Source organism: Shinella sp. HY16, assembly GCF_028534175.1.
Classification (GTDB): Bacteria; Pseudomonadota; Alphaproteobacteria; order Rhizobiales; family Rhizobiaceae; genus Shinella.
In genome coordinates, this window is sequence record NZ_JAHYXL010000003.1 from 38,190 (window position 1) to 60,923 (window position 22,734).

The 22,734-nt window shown below is 66.2% G+C and carries 17 protein-coding genes and 1 pseudogene; 8 read left to right on the forward strand and 10 right to left on the reverse strand.

Annotated features, from left to right (window positions below; all coding sequences use genetic code 11):
- From K0P03_RS26650 to K0P03_RS26675, 6 genes are read left to right on the forward strand one after another with little or no spacing between them, the layout of a single operon-like run.
- Positions 1 to 924, forward strand: a complete 924-nt coding sequence (locus K0P03_RS26650) for a nucleoside hydrolase (protein ID WP_272791132.1) — start codon at positions 1 to 3, stop codon at positions 922 to 924.
- Positions 921 to 2,711, forward strand: a complete 1,791-nt coding sequence (locus K0P03_RS26655) for an adenine deaminase (protein WP_272791133.1) — start codon at positions 921 to 923, stop codon at positions 2,709 to 2,711. The genes K0P03_RS26650 and K0P03_RS26655 overlap by 4 nt, the downstream gene beginning before the upstream one ends.
- Positions 2,708 to 3,610, forward strand: coding sequence for a DMT family transporter (locus K0P03_RS26660; RefSeq protein WP_272791134.1), 903 nt, complete (start codon positions 2,708 to 2,710; stop codon positions 3,608 to 3,610). Before K0P03_RS26655 ends, K0P03_RS26660 begins: the two co-directional genes overlap by 4 nt.
- A gap of 16 nt (positions 3,611 to 3,626) precedes the next feature.
- Positions 3,627 to 4,928, forward strand: a complete 1,302-nt coding sequence (locus K0P03_RS26665; RefSeq protein WP_272791135.1) for an amidohydrolase — start codon at positions 3,627 to 3,629, stop codon at positions 4,926 to 4,928.
- 49 nt (positions 4,929 to 4,977) lie between these two features.
- Positions 4,978 to 5,682 (forward strand): helix-turn-helix transcriptional regulator, encoded by a 705-nt coding sequence (locus tag K0P03_RS26670; protein ID WP_023513341.1) that lies wholly within the window; start codon positions 4,978 to 4,980, stop codon positions 5,680 to 5,682.
- Positions 5,683 to 5,736: 54 nt separating this feature from the next.
- Positions 5,737 to 6,117, forward strand: coding sequence for a VOC family protein (locus tag K0P03_RS26675; RefSeq protein WP_023513342.1), 381 nt, complete (start codon positions 5,737 to 5,739; stop codon positions 6,115 to 6,117).
- A 62-nt stretch (positions 6,118 to 6,179) separates the two neighbouring features.
- On the opposite strand, the gene K0P03_RS26680 is transcribed toward K0P03_RS26675, so the two are convergent.
- From K0P03_RS26680 to K0P03_RS26705, 5 genes and pseudogenes are all read right to left on the reverse strand, one after another.
- Positions 6,180 to 7,697 (reverse strand): amino acid permease, encoded by a 1,518-nt coding sequence (locus tag K0P03_RS26680; protein ID WP_023513343.1) that lies wholly within the window; start codon positions 7,695 to 7,697, stop codon positions 6,180 to 6,182.
- Between the two features lie 37 nt (positions 7,698 to 7,734).
- Entirely contained in the window at positions 7,735 to 8,094 is a 360-nt protein-coding gene (locus K0P03_RS26685; RefSeq protein WP_272791136.1) for a DUF1937 family protein, read from the reverse strand.
- Positions 8,095 to 8,134: 40 nt separating this feature from the next.
- Positions 8,135 to 9,536, reverse strand: a pseudogene (locus tag K0P03_RS26690) (FGGY family carbohydrate kinase).
- Positions 9,536 to 10,762 (reverse strand): NAD(P)/FAD-dependent oxidoreductase, encoded by a 1,227-nt coding sequence (locus K0P03_RS26700; protein WP_272791138.1) that lies wholly within the window; start codon positions 10,760 to 10,762, stop codon positions 9,536 to 9,538. Before K0P03_RS26700 ends, K0P03_RS26690 begins: the two are co-directional and overlap by 1 nt.
- Positions 10,759 to 12,186, reverse strand: a complete 1,428-nt coding sequence (locus K0P03_RS26705) for an NAD(P)/FAD-dependent oxidoreductase (protein WP_336314306.1) — start codon at positions 12,184 to 12,186, stop codon at positions 10,759 to 10,761. The genes K0P03_RS26700 and K0P03_RS26705 overlap by 4 nt, the downstream gene beginning before the upstream one ends.
- Positions 12,187 to 12,423: 237 nt before the next feature.
- On the opposite strand from K0P03_RS26705, the gene K0P03_RS26710 reads away from it, so the two are divergent.
- The gene (locus tag K0P03_RS26710) at positions 12,424 to 13,194 is read left to right on the forward strand and encodes a DeoR/GlpR family DNA-binding transcription regulator (protein ID WP_023512121.1); all 771 of its coding nucleotides are present in this window, start codon (positions 12,424 to 12,426) and stop codon (positions 13,192 to 13,194) included.
- A 42-nt stretch (positions 13,195 to 13,236) separates the two neighbouring features.
- Here K0P03_RS26710 and K0P03_RS26715 read toward each other — a convergent pair whose 3' ends face one another.
- The 3 genes from K0P03_RS26715 to capB form a co-directional block, all read right to left on the reverse strand.
- Positions 13,237 to 14,592, reverse strand: a complete 1,356-nt coding sequence (locus tag K0P03_RS26715) for a purine-cytosine permease family protein (protein ID WP_272791139.1) — start codon at positions 14,590 to 14,592, stop codon at positions 13,237 to 13,239.
- A 480-nt stretch (positions 14,593 to 15,072) separates the two neighbouring features.
- Complete coding sequence (capA, locus tag K0P03_RS26720; RefSeq protein ID WP_272791140.1) at positions 15,073 to 17,151, reverse strand: caprolactamase subunit alpha; 2,079 nt, start codon at positions 17,149 to 17,151, stop codon at positions 15,073 to 15,075.
- Between the two features lie 13 nt (positions 17,152 to 17,164).
- Positions 17,165 to 18,925: a caprolactamase subunit beta gene (gene capB / locus K0P03_RS26725; RefSeq protein WP_272791141.1), complete on the reverse strand. Its 1,761-nt coding sequence runs from the start codon at positions 18,923 to 18,925 to the stop codon at positions 17,165 to 17,167.
- A gap of 242 nt (positions 18,926 to 19,167) precedes the next feature.
- On the opposite strand from capB, the gene K0P03_RS26730 reads away from it, so the two are divergent.
- Positions 19,168 to 20,130 carry a helix-turn-helix domain-containing protein gene (locus tag K0P03_RS26730; RefSeq protein WP_023516173.1) on the forward strand — a complete coding sequence of 321 codons (963 nt, stop codon included), beginning with the start codon at positions 19,168 to 19,170 and terminating at the stop codon, positions 20,128 to 20,130.
- Here K0P03_RS26730 and K0P03_RS26735 read toward each other — a convergent pair.
- Both K0P03_RS26735 and K0P03_RS26740 read right to left on the reverse strand, forming a co-directional pair.
- A complete protein-coding gene (locus tag K0P03_RS26735) occupies positions 20,125 to 21,327 on the reverse strand; it encodes an amidohydrolase (protein WP_272791142.1) in 1,203 nt (400 codons plus the stop codon). The two genes, K0P03_RS26730 and K0P03_RS26735, sit on opposite strands and share 6 nt — an antisense overlap.
- A gap of 19 nt (positions 21,328 to 21,346) precedes the next feature.
- The gene (locus K0P03_RS26740; RefSeq protein ID WP_272791143.1) at positions 21,347 to 22,714 is read right to left on the reverse strand and encodes an amidohydrolase family protein; all 1,368 of its coding nucleotides are present in this window, start codon (positions 22,712 to 22,714) and stop codon (positions 21,347 to 21,349) included.
- Positions 22,715 to 22,734: the final 20 nt, after the last annotated feature.

Below are 22,734 nucleotides of genomic sequence, written 5' to 3' on the forward strand. Positions count from 1 at the left end.
ATGGGCGTCTGGATCGATACGGATATGGGGTTCGACGACATCGCCGCCATCCTCGTGGTGGCGCATGCGAGGGAGCCCATCGACGGCATATCGCTGGTCTTCGGCAATTCCGGCTTTGCGCAGGTGCGACAGAATGCGGCCTCGGCTGCAGCAGCCTTCGGCTGGAGCTTTCCCCTCCACGACGGCCGGTCCCTGCCGGTCCTGGGCCGCCTCGAAACCGCGGAAAACATCCTTTCCGAAGCCGGCATGCTGACCGCCGGCCGCAGCCTGCCGCCGGCGCCGCTGCTGCCGGAGAGCGATGCCTTCTCGGCCCTCTGCCATTGGCTGGAGACGATGGAAAGCCCGCGCCGCATCCTCGCCCTCGGCCCGCTCACCAACATCGCCGCGCTCGCGCTCGCCCGGCCGGATCTGGCGAAGAAGATCGACGATCTTACCTGGATGGGCGGCGGCGTCACCGCCGGCAACCACACGGCCTCGGCCGAATTCAACGCCTTCGCCGACCCGGAAGCGCTCGCCATCGTGCTCGCCCATGGCCTGCCGCTGCGCATGGTCGATCTCGACCTCTGCCGCAAGGTCGTCGCCTTTCCGGACGACGCCGCGCCGGTCCGCACTGCAGGCGGGCGGAATGCCGACCTTCTGGCCGATCTTCTTGCCGGATACATCTCCATCGGGACAAGCCGTGGCCGTCCCGGCATGGCCATCTACGACCCTTGCGCTGCCGTCGTCTTCGTGCGACCGGAGCTGGTGACCTTTACTGCTGCCCGCATCGACGTGGAACTGTCCGGAATGCTGACCCGTGGACGTACGGTTGTGGATGTTCGCGCCGCCGCGGCAAGACGCAATGCCGCCTTCGTCTCCGATATCGACGTGGATGCCGCGCGTGCGGTCATCCTTGGCGCGCTGACTGCGGAGGCGCAGCGATGACCGGCCGGACCGACGCTTGCGACCTCGACGACGAGACCCTGAGGGAAAACGCCGTCGCGGCGGCCCGCGGCGACCGCGCCTTCGATATCCTCATCCGTGGCGGCACGCTGGTCGACATGGTGACGGGCGAGTGCCGCCCTGCCGATATCGGCCTCGTCGGCCCGCTGATTGCGAGCGTTCATGCGCCGGATGCCCGGCAGGATGCGGCGGAGACAGTCGACGCCACCGGGCTCTTCGTCTCGCCCGGCCTCATCGATACGCATATGCATGTCGAAAGCTCGATGATCACCCCCGCGGCCTATGCCGCGGCGACGCTGCCGCGCGGCGTCACCACGCTTGTCTGGGATCCACACGAGCTCGGCAATGTGCACGGTGTCGCTGGTGTCGACTGGGCGGCGGAGGCAGCCGGCGCGCTGGCGCAGCGCCATGTGCTGCTTGCACCCTCCTGCGTGCCGTCCGCGCCGGATCTGGAAATGGCAGGCGCTGATTTTCCCGCGGAAACCATCGCCGCACTGCTCGCCCGCCCGGAGATCGGCGGCATTGCCGAGGTGATGGACATGCGCGCCGTCATCGAGGGGAGGGCACGCATGAGCGCCATCCTTGCTGCCGGCCGCCGGTCCGGCAAGCCGATCCACGGCCATGCGCGCAGCCTGGACGGTGCCGATCTGCAGGCTTTCGTGACGTCGGGCATCAGCTCCGATCATGAGATCGTCTCCGGTGAGGATCTCGTGCAGAAACTGCGTGCCGGCCTCACCATCGAATTGCGCGGCTCGCACGATCACCTTCTGCCCGAATGCGTCGCGGCCCTCAACGCGCTGCCCCACTTCCCGCAAACGGTGACGCTGTGCACCGACGACGTCTTCCCGGACGACCTTTTTTCCGCCGGCGGCCTCGACGACGTGGTGCGCCGCCTTGTGCGCTACGGCATGAAGCCGGAATGGGCCTTGCAGGCCGCCACGCTGAACGCTGCCCGCCGCATCCGCCGCGACGATCTCGGCCTCATCGCTCCCGGCCGCCGGGCCGACATCGTGCTGTTCCGGGATCTTGCCGATTTTCAAGCGAAACGGGTCTTTTGCAGCGGGCGTCTTGTTGCTCGCGATGGTGCCCTCATCGAAGCGGCACAGGAAATCGACGCGGCGCCGCTTCGCGGCTCCATGCATCTCGCGCCGCTCGTGGACGACGATTTCCGTATTCCCTGTGCGGGCAGCGAGGCGACCGTCGCCCTGATCGCCAAACCGCGCTTCACCGAATGGGGCGAGGCCGTCGCGAAGGTCGAGAACGGTTTTGTCGTTCCGCCCGCCGGAACCACGCTGATCGCGGTGGCGCACCGGCACGGCAAGACGGATGCACGGCCCCGCGTCGGCCTCCTGTCCGGCTGGGGTGACTGGCGCGGCGCGCTTGCCACCACCGTCTCGCATGACAGCCACAACCTCACGGTCTTCGGTAGCAACACGCGGGACATGGCCGTGGCGGCCAATGCGGTGATTGCCGCCGGCGGCGGCATGGCCGTAGCGGCGGAGGGCAAGGTGCTGGCGCTGCTCGCGCTGCCGCTCTCCGGCCTGATTTCCGATGCGCCGCTTGAGGACGTGGCCGCCGCCTTCTCGGCGCTGCGCACCGCGGCCGATGGCATCGTCGACTGGCAACCGCCCTACCTGGTGTTCAAGGCCGTCTTCGGCGCGACGCTCGCCTGCAATGCCGGCCCACACCAGACCGACCGCGGCATCGCCGACGGCACGACGGGCGTGCTGCTCGAAAACCCGGTCTTGAGCATTCGGGGCCTTCCGTGAACGCACCCGCCAACACCACCGCTCCATCGGTCAGCACCGGTCTCTTGCTGCCGGCGATCTTTGTGCCGCTGTGGTCGAGCGGCTTCGTGCTGGCGCGGCTCGTCGCGCCCCATGCGGAGCCGCTGACCTTCCTTGCCGTGCGCTTCTGTCTTGCCTTTCTGGCACTCGCCGCCATCGCGCTCTGGAAGGGGGCCCGCTGGCCGCGCGCGGCGCAGGAATGGCGACAGGCGCTGCTCGCCGGCGTGCTGATCCACGGCCTTTATCTCGGTGGTGTCTTCTGGTCGGTGGCAAACGGCCTGCCGACGGCGATTTCCGCGCTGATGGCGGGCATGCAGCCGCTGCTCGTGACGTTGCTGGCCGGCCGGCTGCTCGGTGAGCGCATGTCGCGGCGCGGCGCCATCGGCATCGTCATCGGCGCCATCGGCACGCTGGTCACCCTGGCGCCGAAGCTCGGCGCGACGGATGCCGGCGGCATTCCTCTCGTGCCGCTTCTCGTCTGCCTTGCGGGCGTGCTTGCTATTACCACCGGCTCCATCCTGGTCAAGCGCACCAGGATCACCGCCGATCCGCTGACCAACACCGCTGCACAATATATCGGCGCGCTGGTGCCGACGGCGATCCTCGTGCCCTTCGTCGGCGGGCCGGCCTTCGATACGACGGCGGTGCCGTTGTGGATCGGCCTTGCCTGGTCGGTTTTCGGCATGTCGCTCGGGGCGATCCTCTTGCTCCTGCACATGATCCGCCAGGGCGCACTGTCCAAGGTGTCGTCGCTCTTCTTCCTCGTGCCCGGCGTCTCGGCCCTGATGGCCTGGATCGGTTTTGGCGAAAGCCTCACCCTGGTCCAGATTGCCGGCCTCTGCATCGCCACGCTCGGCGTTTCCCTTGCCAGCCGCGGCTAAACTGACAGGAACCACCATGACCCTTGCCGAGATGATCGCCACCAGCAATGCGCCCGCCGTCACCGTGCGCCGCGACCTGCATCGCCATCCGGAAACGGCCTTCCTCGAATACCGTACCGCCTCGCGCGTTGCCGCCTATCTTGACCATCTCGGTTTTGCCGTGCGCACCGGCCGGGACGTGATGGATCCAGCCGTCGTCATCGATCCGCCCTCGGCTGAGGCGGTGGTGGCAGCAAAGCAGGCGGCTCTTGCCACGGGCGGCGATCCTGTCTGGATGGACCGTATGCCGGAGGGCCTGACCGGGGTCGTCGCGGACTATCGTTTTGGCGACGGGCCGATCGTCGCCTTCCGCTTTGACATGGATGCGCTGCCGGTCAACGAGACCGGGGCCGAGACGCACCGGCCGAATGCGGAGGACTACCGCTCGCGTTTTGCCGGCCGCATGCATGCCTGCGGTCATGATGGCCATGTTGGCATCGGCCTCGCGCTCGCCCACCGGCTTTGCGCGGAGAAGGGACTTTCCGGCACTCTGCGCCTGATCTTCCAGCCGGCGGAGGAAAGCGCCCGCGGTGCTGCGCCCATGGTGGCGGGCGGCGCGGTCGACGCTGTCGATCATCTCTTTGTCGGCCATCTCGGCTGCCTGTTGCCGTCCGGCAGGATCGGTGCCAGCGCTGTCGGCTTCCTGTTCTCCAGCCGCTTTGTCGTCACGTTCCGCGGGGCTGTCGCCCATGCGGCGATGGGGCCGCAGGAGGGGCGCAACGCGCTGCTGGCCGGGGCCTCGGCGGCGCTCGGCTTGCACGGCATTTCGCGTTTTGCCGGTGCGGAAACCTTCGTCAATGTCGGCGTTCTGCGCGCCGGTACGGCCTTCAACATCGTGGCCGACACCTGCGAGATGCTGGTGGAGGTGCGGGCCGACGACCGTGCGGCGCACGACTACATGGTCGAGCGGCTGCACGCGGTCATCGAGGGCGCCGCCGCCATGCAGCAATGCGGCGTGGATATCGTGCGCAAGAACCACATGCCCGGCAACGAGAACAGCCGGAACGCCACCGACCTCATCGCCGACGTGGCGCGTGGCCTGCCCGGCGTCACCGAGGTGCTGCCGGAATGGTCGATCGGGGGTGGCGACGATGCCTGCCTGATGATCCGCCATGTGCGGGAGAACGGCGGCTCGGCCGCCTATTGCATCATCGGCAGCGATATACCAGCCGTGCACCACGCCGCTGATTTCGATATCGACGAGGCATCGCTCGAAACTGGCGTCGCGCTGTTTGCCGGCATCGCGCAGCGCCTGCTGGGTGGCGAAGCGCGCGCATAGCACCCTGCTGCCGCTTTCTGGCAGCGGTAGGTGCGTATAGAGTGCCGACATGTCCCGCTCCGAACGCCTCTTCGCTCTCCTGCAAGCCCTCCGCCGTCATCGCCGGCCGGTGAGCGGGCGGGTTCTGGCGGAGGAGACGGGCGTCAGCCTGCGCACGCTCTACCGCGACATTGCCAGCCTCCAGGCGCAGGGCGCCGGCATCGAGGGGGAGGCGGGACTGGGTTATGTTCTGAAGCCCGGCTTTCTCCTGCCGCCGCTGATGTTCTCGCCGGAGGAGATCGAGGCTCTTGTCCTTGGCGCCCGCTGGGTGGCGAACCGCGGCGACGACCCGCTGCAGGATGCCGCCCGCAACGCGCTGGCCCGGATATCGGCAGTGCTGCCGCCTGAACTGCGCGAGACGCTGGAGGCATCGCCGCTGCTCGTCGGTCCGGGGAATGCGCTTCCGGCAAGTTCGGTGGACCTTGCCGTCCTGCGGCAGGCGATCCGCACGGAGCGCAGGCTTTCCATCACCTATCGCTCGGCGGAGGGCACTGCGTCGGCTCGCGTGATCTGGCCCTTCGCGCTCTCCTTTTTCGACCATGCGCGGGTGGTGATCGGATGGTGCGAGCTGCGCGAGGCCTTCCGGCATTTCCGCACCGACCGGATCGATGCGGTTGAGGTGTTAGACGACCGCTATCCCAGGCGCCGTCAGGCCCTGTTGCGGGCATGGCGCGAGGCGGAAAACATTCCGCAGCAGCGCATGCTGCTGCCATAAACTGGCAGCAGGGGATGGTAGCCGTTTCCTGTCTTTCAACGACAGGAGGCTCCGATGAGCAACATCAACAGCGTTCTTCTCTATGTGGCGGATGCAGCGGTAAGTGCCCGCTATTATGCACGTCTTCTCGGCCAGGAGCCGGTGGAGGCGAGCGCGACCTTCGCGATTTTCGTGCTGCCGTCCGGCCTCGGTCTCGGCCTGTGGGGCAGGGAGGGCGTGGCGCCGGCTCCGGCAGCGGCCGGTGGCGGAAGCGAGATCGGTTTCAAGGTCGAGACCGTGGAAGAGGTCGATCGCCGTCATGCCGCGTGGCGGGAGAGAGGCGCCGACATCCTGATGCCGCCGACCGATCTCGACTTCGGCCGCAGCTTTGTCGCCGTCGATCCCGATGGCCATCGCCTGCGCGTCTATACGGTGACGGACAACTCCCGAGCCTAGCGGCCGCCGGATATAGGAGAAGACCGGCCAGGGTTTCCCCGGCCGGTCGGCAGAGAGCGCGGCTATTCTGCCGGGGCAGACTTGTATTCCGCGCCGCGATCGGCATCGAGGATGCTGTCGATGGCGATGAGGTCGGGCATCTTCAGGCCGTTGGCACCGCCGCGCGAGACGAGCAGGTAGCCGAGGTAGACGGCGCCGATGGCGAACATGATCGCGACATAGGACCACGGCTTTGCGAAGGAGGCGTCGCGGAAGATCGCCAGTTCGAAGGCAAGCCAGGCGATGGCGAGGACGAGCACCGGAACCTCCCAGGCGCCGAGCGTGAAGCCCTGGCTCGGCGGCAGCTGGTGGCGCTTGGCCGCATACATCAGCACGGTCACCGCATAGATGATCGCCGGCAGCAGCGTTGCGGCGGAGAACAGCGAGAACAGTGCATCGGTCTGCTGCGAGAACAGCGCGAGGATGACCTGCCCGATGACGGCGACGAAGATGGTCGCGTTGACCGGCGTGTGCAGGGTCGGGCTGATCTTGTGCCAGAGCTGCCATCCCGGGAAGCGCTCGTCGCGTGACATGGCCCAGACGAGGCGTGTGCCGCTGAGAAGGATGACGAGGCCGCAGGAGAAGATGGAGATGACCACCAGAACCAGCAGGAAATTGCCGACGATAGGGCCGAGTACGCGTGTGATGACATCCGCGATCGGCGTTGCAGAGGCACCGAGTGCTGTCGGATCGCCGAGAAGGGCGGTGACGGCGATGAGGAACAGCATGCCGATGATGCCGAGGCTGAGAACCGCCTGCCACATCGCCTTCGGCACGACACGCGCCGGTTCGCGGGTTTCCTCGGCAAGGTTTGCCGCCGATTCGAAACCGACGATGGTGAAGGCGCCGAGCAGCGTGCCCATGATCCACGGGCCCGCCTTGGTCAGTTCGCCGAAGGCATAATAGCCTTCCGCGCCGATCGTGCCCGTGCTCGTCAAATTGGCGAAGTCGAGTTCGTTGTTGATGGCGCCGACCGCAAAGAGCAGCACGACGAGCCCGATCATGCCGACGAGCTGGATGGTGACGGCGACCGCGTTGAAGCGCTGGGTGAACTTCGTGGAGAAGGCGATCATCACGGCCTGGGCGACGATGACGAGGCTGGTGATCCACCAGGCGTTCATGGTCGTGCCCTCGTAGCCGAAGAGGACCGGCAGCACGGTGGAGGCGATGGTGTAGTCCACCGCGCAGAGCACGATGGCAAGGAAGGTGAAGCTGATCCAGCCCATGATCCAGCCGAAGACCGGATTGGAGATGCGCGACGTCCACTGGTAGACGTAGCCGGTCACCGGAATGCGTGCGGCGAGCGAGCCGAGGATGAGAGCGACCATCAGCTGGCCGACGACAACCACCGGCCAGGTCCAGATGCCCATCGGTCCCGATGTCGAGAGCATGGCGCCGTAGGCGGTGAAGATGCCGGTCGCGATCGAGACGAAGCCGAAGGCGACGGCGAAGGATTGAAAGGCGGTGACGTCACGCTTCAGCGTGTCGTGCTGGCTTGCGTGATGGGACGGCGCGGGCCGTCCCGTGGTGTTCTTGCTCATGGTTCCCCTCCTGTTTCAGGTTTGGTATGCGGTCAAGTCATGCGGGAAAGTCGCCCTCGGCCTCGCTCCAGAGGCTGACGCGGCGGTTGCGTTGCTTGAAGAAATCGATCTCGCGCGCGACGCCGACGCTTTCTTTCCAGCCGTCGGCATCGATGACGATCAGCTCGTCCATCGCCTCCATGAAAACGGCATCGACCGGCCCCCAGAGCTTGCCGATGCCCGCCTTGTCGAGATCGGCAAGGTGGCCGTTGATCGGATGGGACATCGACACCTGGCTGAAGACGGCGCCGCCGCCCCGCACGATGCGGGCGGCCACGGCGTTCGACAGCGTGAAACGCTGTTCCACGACCGTTTTGTCGGCATGCCCGTAGGGGCATGCGAGAAAGATCTTTCGCATGTTCTAAGCTCCGGAAATGGTCTGTCTGTGGTCGAGGGCGTCACTGACGCCAGGCTCGAGCCCTCTCGATGGCGCGCGCGAAGCGCGCATGCTCGGCCGTGCTGACGGAAGCATCCGGCGTGAAGGTCTGCGCCGCCTTGCGGGCGCCGCTGACGTCGACGCCGCAGAGTTCGGCAAGGCCGAGCGCCGTCAGCTCGTGCATCGGCGGCACGGTGATCGACCGCCTGCTCGCCGAGGCGAGGAACTGGGCGAAATAGCTGCTCTGCGACAGGCCGCCGTCGATGGAGATGCTTTCACCGAGCGGGACGACCTGCGCGGCGGCCTCGATGAGGCCCACCGTCAGCATCGCGATGCCCTCCAGCACCGCGCGAACCATGTCCCGTCGGTCCGTTGCATGGTCCATGCCGATGAAGAGTGGCGCAGCCTGGCGGTCCCAGTAGGGTGCGGCAAGGCCGGAAAGCGCCGGCACGAAAACGATGCCGCGGCTGAGGGCCGACGGCCCCTCGAAGCTGCCGAGCTCCTCCATTGCCGAGAAGAGGCCGATATTGCGCGCCCATTCGAGCGCCGAGCCGGCATCGTAGACGCCGCCCTCGACGGCGAAGGTCGGCGCTTCGCCCTTACGATGCCAGGCGATGGTCGGCAGAAGGTCTGAAGCGGGCGGACGCCTGTCTCCGGTGACGGACAAAAGGAAGGCGCCGGTGCCGAAGGTGATCTTGCAATCACCGGGCTTGCGGCAATCGTGGCCGTAAAGGGCGGCCTGCTGGTCGACGATCGAGACCTTGACGGGCGTTCCGCCGATGGTCCCGAAGGTTTCGTTGACGGCGGCGATATCGGGAAGGCAGTGCCGAGGGACGCCGTGCAGGTCGCACATCTCCTCGCTCCAGCTGCCGGTGGCAAGATCAATGAGGCCCGTGCGCGAGGCGGTTGCCAGATCCGTACGGAACGTGCCGCACAGCCGGTCGAGGAAGAAGGCGTCCGTCGTGCCGAGCCGCAGGCGGCCGGCCTGAAGCGCGGTGGAGACCGCCGGGATGTTCTTGACCAGCCAGGCGAGTTTGCTGGCGGAGAAATAGGGATCGAGCGGCAGGCCGCAGACGCTCTTGGAGCGTTCCTCCGCGGCAGGCGGCAGGCGGCAGGGCGGCAAGGTCGTCCGCCGTCCGCGCATCCTGCCAGACGATGACAGGAGAGAGGGCCTTTCCGGTCTCTGCGTCCCAGGCAAGGCAGCTTTCGCCCTGGTTGGAAATGCCGATCGCATCCACCGGCCCGGCGCCCTCCAGCACGGCCTCGATGTTGCGCAGCAGTTCCTCCGGATCGTGCTCCACCCAGCCGGGTGCCGGATGGTGCTGCGCATGGCGGCGCGTGCCGGCGACCGTCCAGGCCCCGCCATCCTCGACGACGAGGCAGCGGGTGGACGTCGTGCCCTGATCTATGGCGGCTACCCGCATTATGATTCCTCCCTGAAACGAAAATGGACGTGCTGCGCCTGCGGCGCCGCCGCCGGAATGGGCACGAGGACGCGCCGCTCGGGCATCCAGGTGCCGCTGGCGTGCCACACTTCGCGCCCCTCCAGTTCAAGCGACAGGCGGCCCTTCGCGCGGCGCAGGAAGCGCAGCTGGAAGTCCCGGAATGCCGCAGGCAGAGAGGCCGCACGGCGCAGGATGTTCGGCACGACGAGCTTGACCGGATCGTCGAAGGTGACGGCAACCGGTTGTACTGCCTCCGGGTCGCGGCCGATATCCGCAGCCAACGAGCGCCCGATCGCGCGGCCTTCGCGATAGGCCCAGCCGCCGGTCTCGACCGCGCGCAGCACGTTGCCGGCAGCGAAATGCAGCGGATCGCGCGCGCGTCCATATTGATCGACCGCCGGGCCGTCGCTGCCGGTATCGACCCCGATAGAAGACTGCAGGAACAGCGCCGATTCCGGCGTGAACTGTCCCGTCAGCAGCACGCCGTCACAGGCGAGGGTTTCGAACTCACCGTTCCGGCGGATGGTGACGGCCTCGACGCGATCGCGCCCGATGATGTCGACGACGTCGGTACCGCGGTGGAACGGCACGCCGACCAGTGTGGGAAACCAGTGCAGGGGTGCCCGGGCAAGGGCATGGGAGCGCGGCTCTATCATCGCGACGGGCCTTGCCCCGTGGGTGAGGCAGGTCAGCACGGCCGACAAAGAGACGAGTTCGGATCCGACGATGAGCGGGCGGCGGAACGGCACGAGGCCGTGGAAGGCGATGTAGGCCTGGAGCGTGCCCGTGGTGACGACGCCGATCGGCCGGTCGCCGGAGAGCAGGCGCGCAGAGCGTGGCTTTTCGCGCGCGCCGGTCGTCACCAGGATGCGGCTTGCACGGAGGGTCTCGACGCCGCGGCCCGAGGTGACCGTGACGGCCCCACCTTCTTCCAGCCGCACGACGGAATGGCCCGTGCGGATATCGACGCCGGCCTTGGCGGCTTCCCGTTCGAGTTTGCGCCCATAGGCCGCTCCGAAATAGACGCGGCCGAATTCCAGCATGCCAAAGGGGGAATGGCTGCAGTGGCGGGTTGCGCCACCGAGTGCCGGCTCACGGTCGAGCAGGGTGACCCGCCCGGCGCCGCGCTTGCGCATCTCGATGGCTGCCGCGACGCCCGAGGGGCCGCCGCCGATGACGATGACATCCGCGTCGAACGGGCTCATCGGCTCTCCCCCGTTTCGCTGGCCAGTGGTGTCGCAAGCTTTCCGCGGGTCATCTCGGCAAGGCGTGCATTGCAGTAGAAGCCCTGGCAGCGCCCCATGCCGGCGCGCGTGCGCCGGCGCAGGCCGCCGAAATCGCCGGGCGGGACGGGGCTGTCGAAGGTCGCCTCGATCTCGCGGCGCGTGACCAGCTCGCAGTGACAGACGATCTCGCCATGGTCGGGGCGTTGCCAGTCGCGCTCCCGGCATTCGGCCAGATTGGGGACTGAGACCGGCGGAACCTCGGAAGGGTGTGCAAAATCACCGGCAAAATCCGAATACAGCTTCAGGGCGTGCTGCGCGAGGCCAAGAGCAGAGCTGAGGCCTGTCGAGCGGATGCCGCCGAGCGTGATGGCGCGCTTGTCGGGCCGCACGAAAACCCGATAGCCCTTTTCCTCGCTGGCGGGGCGTAGCCCGGCATAGACCGCCGTCACCGGAATACCGGCAAGGGCGGGCACGATTTCCGCCGCGCGGCGCAAGAGGGCGTCGAGCGTTTCCGTCTCGACCGTGGCGCGCACCCGGTCCTCCTGCTCCTCCGCCGTCGGGCCGACGAGCACGTTGCCGAAGGCGGTGGGACAGACGACGATGCCCTTGGTGATTTCCGTCGGGACCGGCAGGATGATGCGGGGGACATGGCGCGCGGCGGCCTTGTCGAGCACGACGAACTGGCCCTTGCGCGGCTTGATGCGGAAGGCCGCTTCGAAGCCGAGGCGGCTATCGACGATATCGCCGTAGAGGCCGGCCGTATTGACCACGCTGCCCGCCTCGATGATGCCGGCCGACGTTTCCAGCCACCAGCTCCCGTCGAACGCGCCTTTGAGAAGTTCCGCGCCGCGCAGGAAGATCGCGCCGAGCGAAACGGCCTGCGTGAGATAGGCGAGCGGCGCCGACCAGGGATCGATGACATGTTCGCCCGGCACTTCGAGGGCGCCGGCAAGGCGTTCCGACAGCGTCGGCATTGCGGCGCGCGCTTCGGCGCCTGAGCGGAGCACGACATCCGTGATGCCGTTTTCGTGCGCCTGGGCGTCGATGGCGGCCAGCTTGTCGGCCTCGAGGCTGTTCCAGGCGCAGACGAAGGCCGTTGTGGTGACGAGGGGCAGGTTCAGCGTGTCGCGGATCGCGAGATACTCCCGCCGGCCCGCGCGGACCAGATCGAGCTCGAGGCTGCCGGGCGGGGCGTCGAAGCCCGTATGCAGGATCGCGCTGTTCGCCTTGGACGCTCCGGAGAGAATGTCCGTTCCCTTCTCGATAAGCACGACCTTCGCACCGGCCAGCGCAAACCGCCGGGCGACCGCACAGCCCACGACGCCTGCGCCGATGATCGCGATGTCGAATGATCCGCTGATGGCGGGGGGAAGGGGCACTGACATTTCTCCCGTTCGGTCAATGATTGACTGAACGGTATTTAACGTTTGACCGAATGTAAAGCGGGATTGCGAGCCGGTTCGGGCGTTGTGTGACAGAAAGCCCTGATTCTCAGCGCGCGCTGTGCAAGAGTGAAAACCTCAGGTTTTGACCGATCGGTCTCTTTCCGGTCATTGACTTGACCGATCATCGCGCTACAACGGGAAAGCATAGCAAACGAGTGGCTTTGCATTCGAAAACCGTTGCCGGAAAGGACCATTGTGAGGCCTGCGGATCGCCACGAAAAAATTGTGCGGCTGGTGCACAAGGCTGGGGAAATCGGTGTCGATGAGCTGGCCCAGACGCTCTCCGCCTCCCGGGAAACCATCCGGCGCGATCTCTCGAACCTCGATGCGATGGGGCGCCTGAAGAAATTCCATGGCGGCGCGCGGGTTCGCTCCACGCCATCGGTCGAGCCGGCCGTGGAGGGACCCTTCGCGCTGCGCATGGCGGAAAACCTCACCGCAAAACGACGGATCGCCTATGCCGCCGCCCGGCTGCTTGCGCCGGGGGATTCGGTGTTCATCGACACGGGCACTACGACGCTGATCCTGGCGGAGGCGCTCGTCGACCTGCCGGCGCTGGTCGTCATCACCAATTCCTGGAAGATCGCCGCGACGGTTTCGGCCAATGCCGATCACAAGGTCTTCCTGCTCGGCGGAGCCTATGGCGCGGACGCGGGGGAGACGCTCGGGCAGTTCGCTGTCGAGCAGGTGCGGAAGTTCCGCGCGCGCCACGCCTTTCTCACCGTCGGGGCGGTGGATCAGCATTCGGTCATGGACTTCGACGCGCAGGTAACGGAGGTGGCGCAGACCATGATCGAGCGCGCGGAGGCGGTCACCGTGCTGGCGGATGCTTCGAAATTCGGCAAGCACGGCATTTTCGAGGTCGCGCCCTGGTCTGCGCTGGACCGGCTGGTGACGGAACAGGAGCCGCCGGCCTCGATCGCCGAGGCGCTGGCGGCCGCCGGGACGGAAGTCGTGATCGCCTGAGCGGGTAGACCGTGCCCCGAGCTGGGGGCACGGCCAGCGGGCTCAGCCCGCCACGAGGAACCAGGAACGGCGCGCCTGCATCAGCCCCACGGCATAGATGGAGAAGGCAAGGACCGCGGTCGCGGGTGCCGAGAGTTCCGCATAGGCGCCGCCCCAGACATGGAGCGCGATGCCGACCGCGGCGGCGACGAACCAGGCGCTGATACCGAGCGGATTGAAGGCCGGCACATGGCTGGAGCGGTATTCGATGGCTGAACCCACCAGCGTGCTGTAGCGGTCGATCAGGATGTGCGCCATGGCGACGGCGACCCAGGCGACGACGAAGATGCCCTGGTAGGCGAGGGCCTGGAGCAGGTAGGAGAAGACGTCGGCGAGCATCAGGAGATAGACGATGACGCCGACCGCGATCGCCCAGCCGACGCGGCCGAAGGGCAGGCGGCCGAAGAGCTGCACCAGCGCTTCGAGGTTGACGGCGGCGAGGTAGTAGTTCGCCGTGTTGATGCGTGTCTGCGTGACCCAGACGAAGGCGAGGCCCCAGATGCCCATGAGCTTCAGGAGCGCCAGCAGCACGCTGACCTCCGAGAGCGCGCCGAGATCCGGCACGGTGCCGATCATGAACATGCCGAAGAGGCCGCTCACCAGGAAGGCGACGGCGTAGAAGGGCGTGCCGAAGTTGAACCAGGCGTGATAGCCGGCATCCTCCTGGCGTCCGAAGCGGGCATAGTCGAAGGTGAACATCATCAGCACCCAGACGCCCATGTAGTAGACGAAGCACGACCACCAGCCGCCGGCCGGTTCGCCGGTTTCCGGGCCGAGGTTCAGCCATTTGTCGCTGTAGCCGTATTCGCCGATGGCGAGCGCGACGGCGACCACGAGGCCGAGGATGTAGAAGGGCAGGAGCACGCCGTTGAACTTGTCGAGCCAGGTCTGGATGCTGCCGAAGATTAGGGGCACGCTGTAGAGCACGACGATGAGCGCCGCGACGGGATAGGAGATCGACGGCATGACGGTGTTGATGCCGACGGCGATGACCGAGCCCTCGAAGACGGCGTAGTAGATCGCCGTGGCGCAGAAGATCAGCGTTGCGAGCCCCGCCCCGACATTGCCGAAGAGGACGCGCGAGAACAGCGCGACGGAAAGCCCGGTGCGGATGGCGAAGCGGCTCAGCACCGCATTGACGCCGCCATAGGCGATGACCGACAGCACGATGCCGATGATGGCGTTGCGCGTGCCGAAATTGAGCGCCATTGCCGCGCCGACGACGATATAGAACACGGCGCTGCACACGGCCCACCAGGCCATGGTCAAGGCGCCTTTCGGCATGCGCGCGTGCGGCGGGACCGCCACGTTGGAAAAATCCGAATTGTCGGCTTCGGTGGCCGATACGTTGCCTGCCATCTTGTTCCCCTCGATTGTTGCAGGTGATGCGGTTCGACCGGCGACAGTGTCGGCCGGGCGGGCGATTGGGTGCGTATCTGTCTGGTGGCGAGGTGCTTGGGTCTGATCCGCCGGCTTCGGATTGCCGATGCGAAGGGGATCAGGGACCTCGGAGAAGCGTCATCGACATTGGCGCGTGCATTGCTCCTCCCCACGCATGTCCTCTTTGACCAGCCAACGCTAGGCCGATTGCCTCCTTTTGAAAAATTCTATTTTTGCATGCTTTGCATCTGAAAATCAGAACTGTTCATTTGCTGCCATGGCCGTAAAAACCGCCGATTATACAGACGTTTAGGCGTATCTCGCAAAACGCATTTGCGGTTTCATTGGCGTGTATGCAAAGCGCCTTCTGTTTTTTTGATGCATGGCCGCCATAAACCAGAAGGCGCTTTGCAACGGGACGTTTCGGGCGGCTCCGCTGGCGCAACCGCCCAGGGCCGATTAGGTGCGGGTCAGCAGGTAGCTGCCACTTTCATGCAGCACGCTCGTCCAGCCGGGCTCGATCACGATGGTCGTCGTCACCTCCTCAATGATCGCCGGTCCCTCGATGCGGGCGCCCGCGCCGAACTTCGCGCCGTCATAGATCGGCGTGGACGTCGCCTTGCCGGATTGGTCGAAGATCGCCTCGCGGTAGCCTTTCAGGGCCGCTTTCGCCTCGCCGCCTTCGGCGAGTTTCGGCGGACGGACCTTTTCGATGAGGCCGTAGACGGTGGATTCGAGATTCACCACCTCGACCGCACTGTGGCGTTCGGCATAGGTGTAGAGTTCCTCGTGACGGGCGTGGAAGGCGTCCTTGACCTTCTCGATCGTCGTCCCGTCGATCGGGAAGGTGCCGATATCGACCGTGCATTCATGCACCTGGCCAACATAGCGCATGTCGATCGAGCGCTTGATGGCGATCGCGTCGTCGGCAAAACCGTCGGCCTTCAGATGCGAAACGCCCTTCTCCTCGATCTCGTGGAACAGGCTGTCGATGCGCTGGTAGGCGGCGGCATTGTCGAGGCGCACCGGGGCCGGGGCCATGTAGTTGTATTTGACGTCGGAGATGATCTGGCCGAAAGCGCAAAGGCCGGAGGCGAGTTTCGGCAGGATGATCGTGTCGATGCCCATCTCGCTTGCGAGCGCCGTGATATGCGCTGCCGTCGCGCCGCCCGCGCCGACCAGCACGAAATCGCGCGGATCGTAGCCGCGTTCGACGGAGACGCGGCGGATGCCGTTGACCATGCTGTTGTTGACGATGGCGAACATGCCGTAGGCGGCCTGTTCGACGGAGATGCCGAGCGGTTCGGCGACCCGGGCCACCGCGGCGCGCGCCTTCTCGATGTCGAGCGGCAGCTTGCCGCCGAGCAGACCCTCGGGGTTGAGGTAGCCGAGCACGAGATTGGCGTCCGAGGTGGTCGGCTCGGTGCCGCCGCGGCCGTAGCAGGCGGGACCGGGCTCGGAGCCGGCCGACTGCGGGCCGACCTGCAACAGGCCGAGCGGGTCGATCCAGCCGATGGAGCCGCCGCCGGCGCCCAGCGTCTCCACCTGGATCATCGGCACGCCGATGCGGTAGCGCAGGAAGTCGATGTTCTTGTTGAGGTTGGTCTGGCCGTTGCGCGTCAGCGTGATGTCGAAGGAGGTGCCGCCCATGTCGACGGTGATGACGTTCTTCTGGTCGAAGGGCGCGCCGGCATAAAGCCCCGCCTGCGGCGCGGAGGCCGGGCCGGAATTGATGGCATAGACGGAGCGGTCGGTCATCACCTGGCCGATGGCAAGGCCGCCGTTCGACTGAAAATAGCGCACCGGCTGCTTTGCCCCGAGTTTGCGGAAATAGGCATCGACGGCGGCGACGTAGCGGCGCATGACGGGCGCGAGATAGGCATTGGTGACGGCGGTGGAGGTGCGGGTGTATTCGCGCACCTGTGGATAAAGCTCGCCGCCCACGGTCAGGATCGCGTCCGGCATCATCTCGCGTACGATCTCCGCGGCACGCCGCTCGTGGCTCGGGTCGAGCACGGACCAGACGAAGGAGATGGCGACGGTCTCGACGCCCTCTTTCAGGAACAGGCGGCAGGCCTCGCGCACGTCCTCCTCATGCAGCGGCGTGCGCACCGAGCCGTCGGACAGGATGCGCTCGCGTACGCCGCGGCGGAGATAGCGCGGCACGAGCATGGTCGCGGCCGGATAATCCGGGTCATAGCGGAAACCGTCTTCCTTGTGGCCATTGCGGATCTCGATGGAATCCTCGTGGCCGGCGGTGCAGATCAGCCCCGTCTTGCCGCCGCGATGGGTGATCAGCGCGTTGAGGCCGACCGTCGTGCCGTTGATGCAGAGATCGCAGCTCGCGATGATCTCCTCGATCGGCTTCCTGAGATCGGCGGCGATGAGGCCGAGGCCGTTTTCGATGGCCTTGGTCGGGTCGGTGGGCGTGGAGAGCGCCTTGAACAGTTTTACCTCTCCGCTGGCGCGGTCGGCGATGACGAAGTCGGTGAAGGTGCCGCCGGCGTCGATGCCGAGACGATAGGAATGCAGGGTCATGTCGGGTCTTTCTTTATACGCTGGCGCGCAGCCGCGCGGTCTCGGCGGTATCGACGGCGAGGGTTTGCGGGTTGGCGATGGCGACGCCGTAGTCGGCGCGCGCACCTTCGATGGAGACGAGACCGTTGCGCACGTCCCAGACGACTTTCTCCACCGGCCGCTCGAACGGATTGCCGTAGCCGCCGCCGCCCGGATTGAGGTTGGTGATGGTCTGGCCCGGCTTGATGGTCTCGATGATGTTCTTGCGCTCGACCTCGACCTTGCCGTCGCGGCGCAGCTCCACGCGGCCGACCTTGGTGTCGACCATCGCCGATTTTGCGCCCGCCGCGCCCATGGCGGGAATGCGCCGGCCTTCGCCGAAACCGATGCACAGCATGTCGCCGTTGAGCGGCTCGACCTCCCAGGCGGTGCCGGAGCCGCCGCGGAATTTTCCTGCGCCGCCGGAATCGGTCATCAGGGAGTAGCGGTGGATGACGATGGGGTAGGAATATTCGAGCAGTTCGACGTCGCCGGAGGTGAGCGCGCCGAAGCAGCATTCCGGGCCGACGGCGTGCCAGCCGTCCTGCTTGGGTGTCGCACCGCCGCCGGAGATGATGGTGGCGAGCACCATGGTCACGAATTCCTCGTTGGTGCGGGAATCGCGGCCGGCAATGTTGAGGCCGTTCGCATGGCCCCAGGAGGCGGAGACCTTTGAGGGCATCGCCTTTTCGAAGGCGAGGCGCACGGCGTCGGTCAGCGTCTCCATCGGCGTCGTCGTGCAATTCATGTGCGGAGCGGGTTCCTGCGCGTTGCAGAGCGTGCCCTTCGACCCGAAATCGAGGCTGACGCAGCGATAGAGGCCCTCGTTGTAGGGCGGCGGCAGGGCGGCGAACATCATCAGGCCGAGATAGACGCCGGAATGGGAATTGCCCTCGTAGGAATTGATGAAATAGGGGATCTGCGGCGGGCTCGCGATGGCGATGTGGCAGCTATCGCCCGTGACCGTCACGGTCGCCTTGATCTCGAAATCGCCGAAACCGTGGCCGGCATCTTCCAGGATCGCGGACCCCTCGTAGGTGCCGTCGGGCACGGTGGATATCAGCGCGCGCATGTGCCGGTCGGCCATGTCGAGCAACGTGTCGACGCAGGCGTCCACCTGTTCCTTGCCGTATTTGTCGAGCATGGCGATGAGGTTGCGCTCACCCACTTGGCAGGCGCCGATCAGTGCCCGGAAATCGCCCTCCTGGTCGCGGCGGGCGCGCATGTTGGTGAGGATCATGTTGAGCACGTCGTGGCGCGGCGTGCCGCGGTCCCAGATTTTGACCGGCGGAATGCGCAGGCACTCGGCGTAGATTTCCGTGGCGTTGGGGTTGTAGCCGGCCGGAACGGGGCCGCCGATATCGGTGAGATGGCCCTTGCAGACGGTCCAGTAGACGAGTTCGCCCTTGTAGAAGACCGGCTTGTACATGCAGGTGTCGATGGCGTGGCTGCCGCCGAAGGCCGGGTCGTTGTGCAGGAACAGATCGCCCTCGTGGATGTCGTCGCCGAAGAAGGCGGCGACCGCCTTCATGGCGGGAATGAGCGAGCCGAGATGGATCGGGATGTCCTGGCCTTGCAGGATCATTTCCGGCCGGGCGTTGAACAGCGCCGTCGAATAGTCGTGTGCCAGGTTGAAGACCGACGAGCGGGCCGTCTTTTCGAGCGCGAGCGTCATTTCACGCTGGGTCGTCTCGAGCATGCCGCGCACGACCGACAGGGTGATCGGGTCTACCTTGGAAGTCTGGGTATGATTCATCGTGTTCACGCTGGTTGAGGGCGAGAACCGACGGCCTGGAAACCGTTGGAGGTGCTGATGTGACTGTTCCCTTAAGCCGCCGGTATCTGTCGCACCGTTGAAGCCGGGGTCAATCTAGGCAGAGTTTTCCGCTTCGGTCTTTGCAGTGCGGGAACGACAAATTGCGCTGGGGCGCACAAGCTGTCATTTTCGTTGCCTGGCGGAAATCCTGTGCGTACCTTTGTCCGAAGAGGGGAAGCCGCATGAAGACGAGCATCACCACAAGCGCGACACGCGCCCCGGACCGCAGCCGGCACTGGCACGAGGCCATCGCCTCGGCCTATTTCCCGCTCGACCTGCGTTTCCGTGATCCCGACCGGTTTTCCGGCGACCTGACGACCTGGCAGTTCGGCGACGTCTCGATCTCGCGGCTCACCTCGGATGCCCTGCAATACCACCGCCTGCCGCATCATTTTCGCGCCGCGCGCGACGAGGAGTTTCTGGTGACGGTGCCGGCCAAGGCGGAGGTGTTCTTTTCCCAGTGCGGCAAGGACATCAGATGCCCGCCCGGCGGCTTCTTCCTGGAGCGCAGCAGCGAACCCTACCAGTTCAGCCATGCCGAGCCGGCGGACATGTGGGTGCTGAAGGTGGAGGGCGACGCACTGGCGGGCCGCATGCGCGCGCCCGATCGCTTCTGCACCCTGCAATTCGAGGCGGACAACGGGGCGGGCGGCCTCTTCACCGACATGCTGCATCTTCTGCCGGCGCGTTTCGACGGCATGACACAAGAGGCGCGTATCACGGTCGGCCGGCAGCTTGTCGACCTGCTCGTTCTGGCGATCAAAGCGGACGACCGGGTGCTGGTCTCGGGCAATTCCACCGTGCGCGGTGCGCATCTCGCCCGCATCGAGGCGTATGTCCGTGCCAATCTCCAGGACTTTCGCCTGGATCCGGAGCGTATCGCGCGGGCCTGTGGTATCTCCACCCGCTACCTGCACGAACTCTTCCGCGATACGGGGCAGACGGTGCGGAGCTGGATCCGTGACCAGCGGCTGATGGCCTGCCGGGAGGCGCTGGAAGACCCGAACAATGTCGAGACGGCGGCGGAGATCGCCTATCGCTGGGGTTTCGGCGACCAGACGCAGTTTTCCCGCGTCTTCAAGGCCGAGTTCGGCGTGCCGCCGGGCGAATTCCGCGAAAACGCCCGGGCTGGCCGTCTGTCATAGGCTGAAGCGGCTGGAAATTTCCGCCACCGGCTCGCCGTTCCGCACGAGCACGCGGCCACGGCGGATGACGGTGCGTTTTTGCGGCGTCAGCGCCACGGCTTCTGCGAGCGTTCGGGCGGGAACCAGCACGACGTCACCGAAATCGCCATTCGCAAAACCGTAGCCCGAAAGGCCGACGCCTTCGGCGCCGCCGAAGGTGCAGATGCGCATCGTTTCCGCAAGGTCCGCATCGTTGGTCATGCCGTTGCGCTGAGCGAGGTATTTTGCCCGTTCCAGCATGTCGCCATTGCCCCAGGGCTCCCAGGTACCCTGGATGCCGTCCGAGCCGGAGGCGGTCGTGAGGCCGCATTCGCGCATCAGGCGCAGCGGCAGGGCAGGCGCCGCGGGGCTGCCGACCGTCATGACAGAAATGTTTTCCGCTGCCATTGCCTCGATCAGCGCGCGCTGGCGGGCCGGATCCAGCATGCCGAGGCAATAGGCGTGGCTGACCATGACGCGGCCCTGCATGGCGAGCGCCCGCGTCCGCTCGACGATCAGTTCGAGGCAGAAGGCGCCGAGATCGCCGGGTTCGTGCAGGTGGATGTCGATCGGCTTTCCGTAACGCTCCGCGAGGGCGAAAATTTCGTCGAGATGGCGCACCGGATCGCGGTCGATGGTGGCGGGATCGATGCCGCCGACGATATCGGCTCCGGCCCGCATCGCGGCGTCCATCAGGTCCAGCGTGCCCGCGCGCGGCAGCATGCCGCTCTGCGGGAAGGCGACGATCTGCACGTCCACGAGATCGCGCACCGCCTCGCGGGTTTCGATGACACCCTCGATATTGGCGGTGCCGATCTCCGTATCGACGTCGATATGGCTGCGGATGTGCAGCACGCCGTATTTCAGTGTCTGGAGAACCTGGCGGGCGGATTGGCGACGGGCGTTGATGCCGAGGTCGCGCTTGGCCTTGCGGTCGGCGAGGATGCGGTCGTTGCGGTTCGGGCCGATGCGGTTCTCGAACCAGTCCATGCCGATCAGCGTCTTGTCGAGATGAGTATGGGCTTCGACGAGGCCGGGAAGCGCGATGAAACCGGCGGCGTCGATCACCTCTGCCGGCGGCTGATCGCCGGGCGGGCTGAAGCGGCCGTCGCGGATGACGAGATCGACCGGTGCGCCGCCGAGGGGGCGGGCGTTGCGGATGAGAAGGTCTTTGCTCATGGCTTTCTCCTTTTCGCGCTCACGCGAGGCCGGCGCGGCGCATGGCCAGGCGAAAGGCCTTTTCCGCCCGGTCGAGGATCGCGCCCTCGTCGGCCTGCACCAGTTTTCGCCCGCGCATCAGCACGCGGCCGCCGACGATGGTCGTGTCGACATCCGCGCCGTTGGCGAAGCGCGCGAGGCGCTGCACCGGATCGACCGGCGGCCAGAGATGTGGCTGACGCATGTTGACAAGGAGAATGTCGGCGCGCTTGCCGACCTCCAGCGAGCCGATCTCGTCTTCCATGCCGAGCGCCCGGGCGCCCTCGATCGTCGCCATTTCGAGAAGCTGTTGCGGCGGCAGCACGGCGTCGTCGCGAAAATGCCGGGCGTGGTAGCGGTGCGCCTGGAACATGTTGCGGAACATGTCGAAGGAGCGGTCGGGCGCGGCGGCATCGGTGCCGAGCGAGACGGTGATACCGTCCTCCATCAGCTCCGGCGCCGGGCAGCGGCCGGACACCGACATCAGCGCGCTCGGATTGTGCGCCACCTTGGCGCCGGTACGCGTCAGCACGGCGCGGTCCTCGTCGGTGAGGTCGATGCAATGGGCAAGCAGAGAGCGGGTGTCGAAGAGGTCGAGGCTGGCGTCGTTGGCCGCGATCGAGCCGTCGCGGTGGCCGTCCTGCACCAGGAGCACGCCCTTTTCCCGGGCAAGGTCGCGCGCCTTCAGGCAAAGGGCGCGCACGGCGGGGTCTTGGAGATCGCATGCATCGAAGACCGGCAGCGAGACGGCGAGCCGGACCCGGTCATTGCGGCTGGCCCAGGCATCGATCAGGGCCGTGCACGCCTTCAGTTGTGTATCCGGTAAAACAGCGATTTCGTCATACGATTTGGCGTTGTATTTTCGGTAGATGCTCTTTGCCGAGAGCCGGTTGGGGCCGATGGCCAGCACTTCCCGCAGTCCCATTTCGGCGATAACGGCAAGATGCGCGTCGGCGGCGTCCGGCGCTTCGGTGCGCATGATATCCGGCCCGCCGCCGAAGAGGAGAGCGGCGGTGGTCGTGCCGCATTTGATGCGTTCCGCGGCTGAAAGCGCTGCCTCCGCTGCCCAGAATTCCGCATCCGTCGCCTCGGCGTAGACCCGGCCGGTGATCGTCATCCAGTCTTCTGAATCCCCGCCCAGACCCTTGGTCAGCATGTGTCCGGCGTGAGCATGAGTGTCGATCAGCCCCGGCATGACAACCATGCCGGCGGCGTCGATGCGAGGCGTTTCGGGCGGAATGGCAGGCACATCCGCGCCGATGGCGGCGATCCGCCCGTCACGCACCAGCAGGGATGCCCCCTCCAGCACTCTTCGGCCGGCATCCATGGCGAGGATCACGCCATTTTCGATCAGCAATGTGTCGGTCACTCAAAATCCTCCTAAATTGG

Bases quoted from the DNA above. Each gene is read 5' to 3' on its own strand.
- K0P03_RS26650 (WP_272791132.1), top strand. From the start codon at position 1: ATGGGCGTCTGGATCGATACGGATATGGGGTTCGACGACATCGCCGCC.
- K0P03_RS26655 (WP_272791133.1), top strand. From the start codon at position 921: ATGACCGGCCGGACCGACGCTTGCGACCTCGACGACGAGACCCTGAGG.
- K0P03_RS26665 (WP_272791135.1), top strand. From the start codon at position 3,627: ATGACCCTTGCCGAGATGATCGCCACCAGCAATGCGCCCGCCGTCACC.
- K0P03_RS26670 (WP_023513341.1), top strand. From the start codon at position 4,978: ATGTCCCGCTCCGAACGCCTCTTCGCTCTCCTGCAAGCCCTCCGCCGT.
- K0P03_RS26675 (WP_023513342.1), top strand. From the start codon at position 5,737: ATGAGCAACATCAACAGCGTTCTTCTCTATGTGGCGGATGCAGCGGTA.
- K0P03_RS26680 (WP_023513343.1), bottom strand. From the start codon at position 7,697: ATGAGCAAGAACACCACGGGACGGCCCGCGCCGTCCCATCACGCAAGC.
- K0P03_RS26685 (WP_272791136.1), bottom strand. From the start codon at position 8,094: ATGCGAAAGATCTTTCTCGCATGCCCCTACGGGCATGCCGACAAAACG.
- K0P03_RS26700 (WP_272791138.1), bottom strand. From the start codon at position 10,762: ATGAGCCCGTTCGACGCGGATGTCATCGTCATCGGCGGCGGCCCCTCG.
- K0P03_RS26715 (WP_272791139.1), bottom strand. From the start codon at position 14,592: ATGGCAGGCAACGTATCGGCCACCGAAGCCGACAATTCGGATTTTTCC.
- capA (WP_272791140.1), bottom strand. From the start codon at position 17,151: ATGACCCTGCATTCCTATCGTCTCGGCATCGACGCCGGCGGCACCTTC.
- capB (WP_272791141.1), bottom strand. From the start codon at position 18,925: ATGAATCATACCCAGACTTCCAAGGTAGACCCGATCACCCTGTCGGTC.
- K0P03_RS26730 (WP_023516173.1), top strand. From the start codon at position 19,168: ATGAAGACGAGCATCACCACAAGCGCGACACGCGCCCCGGACCGCAGC.
- K0P03_RS26735 (WP_272791142.1), bottom strand. From the start codon at position 21,327: ATGAGCAAAGACCTTCTCATCCGCAACGCCCGCCCCCTCGGCGGCGCA.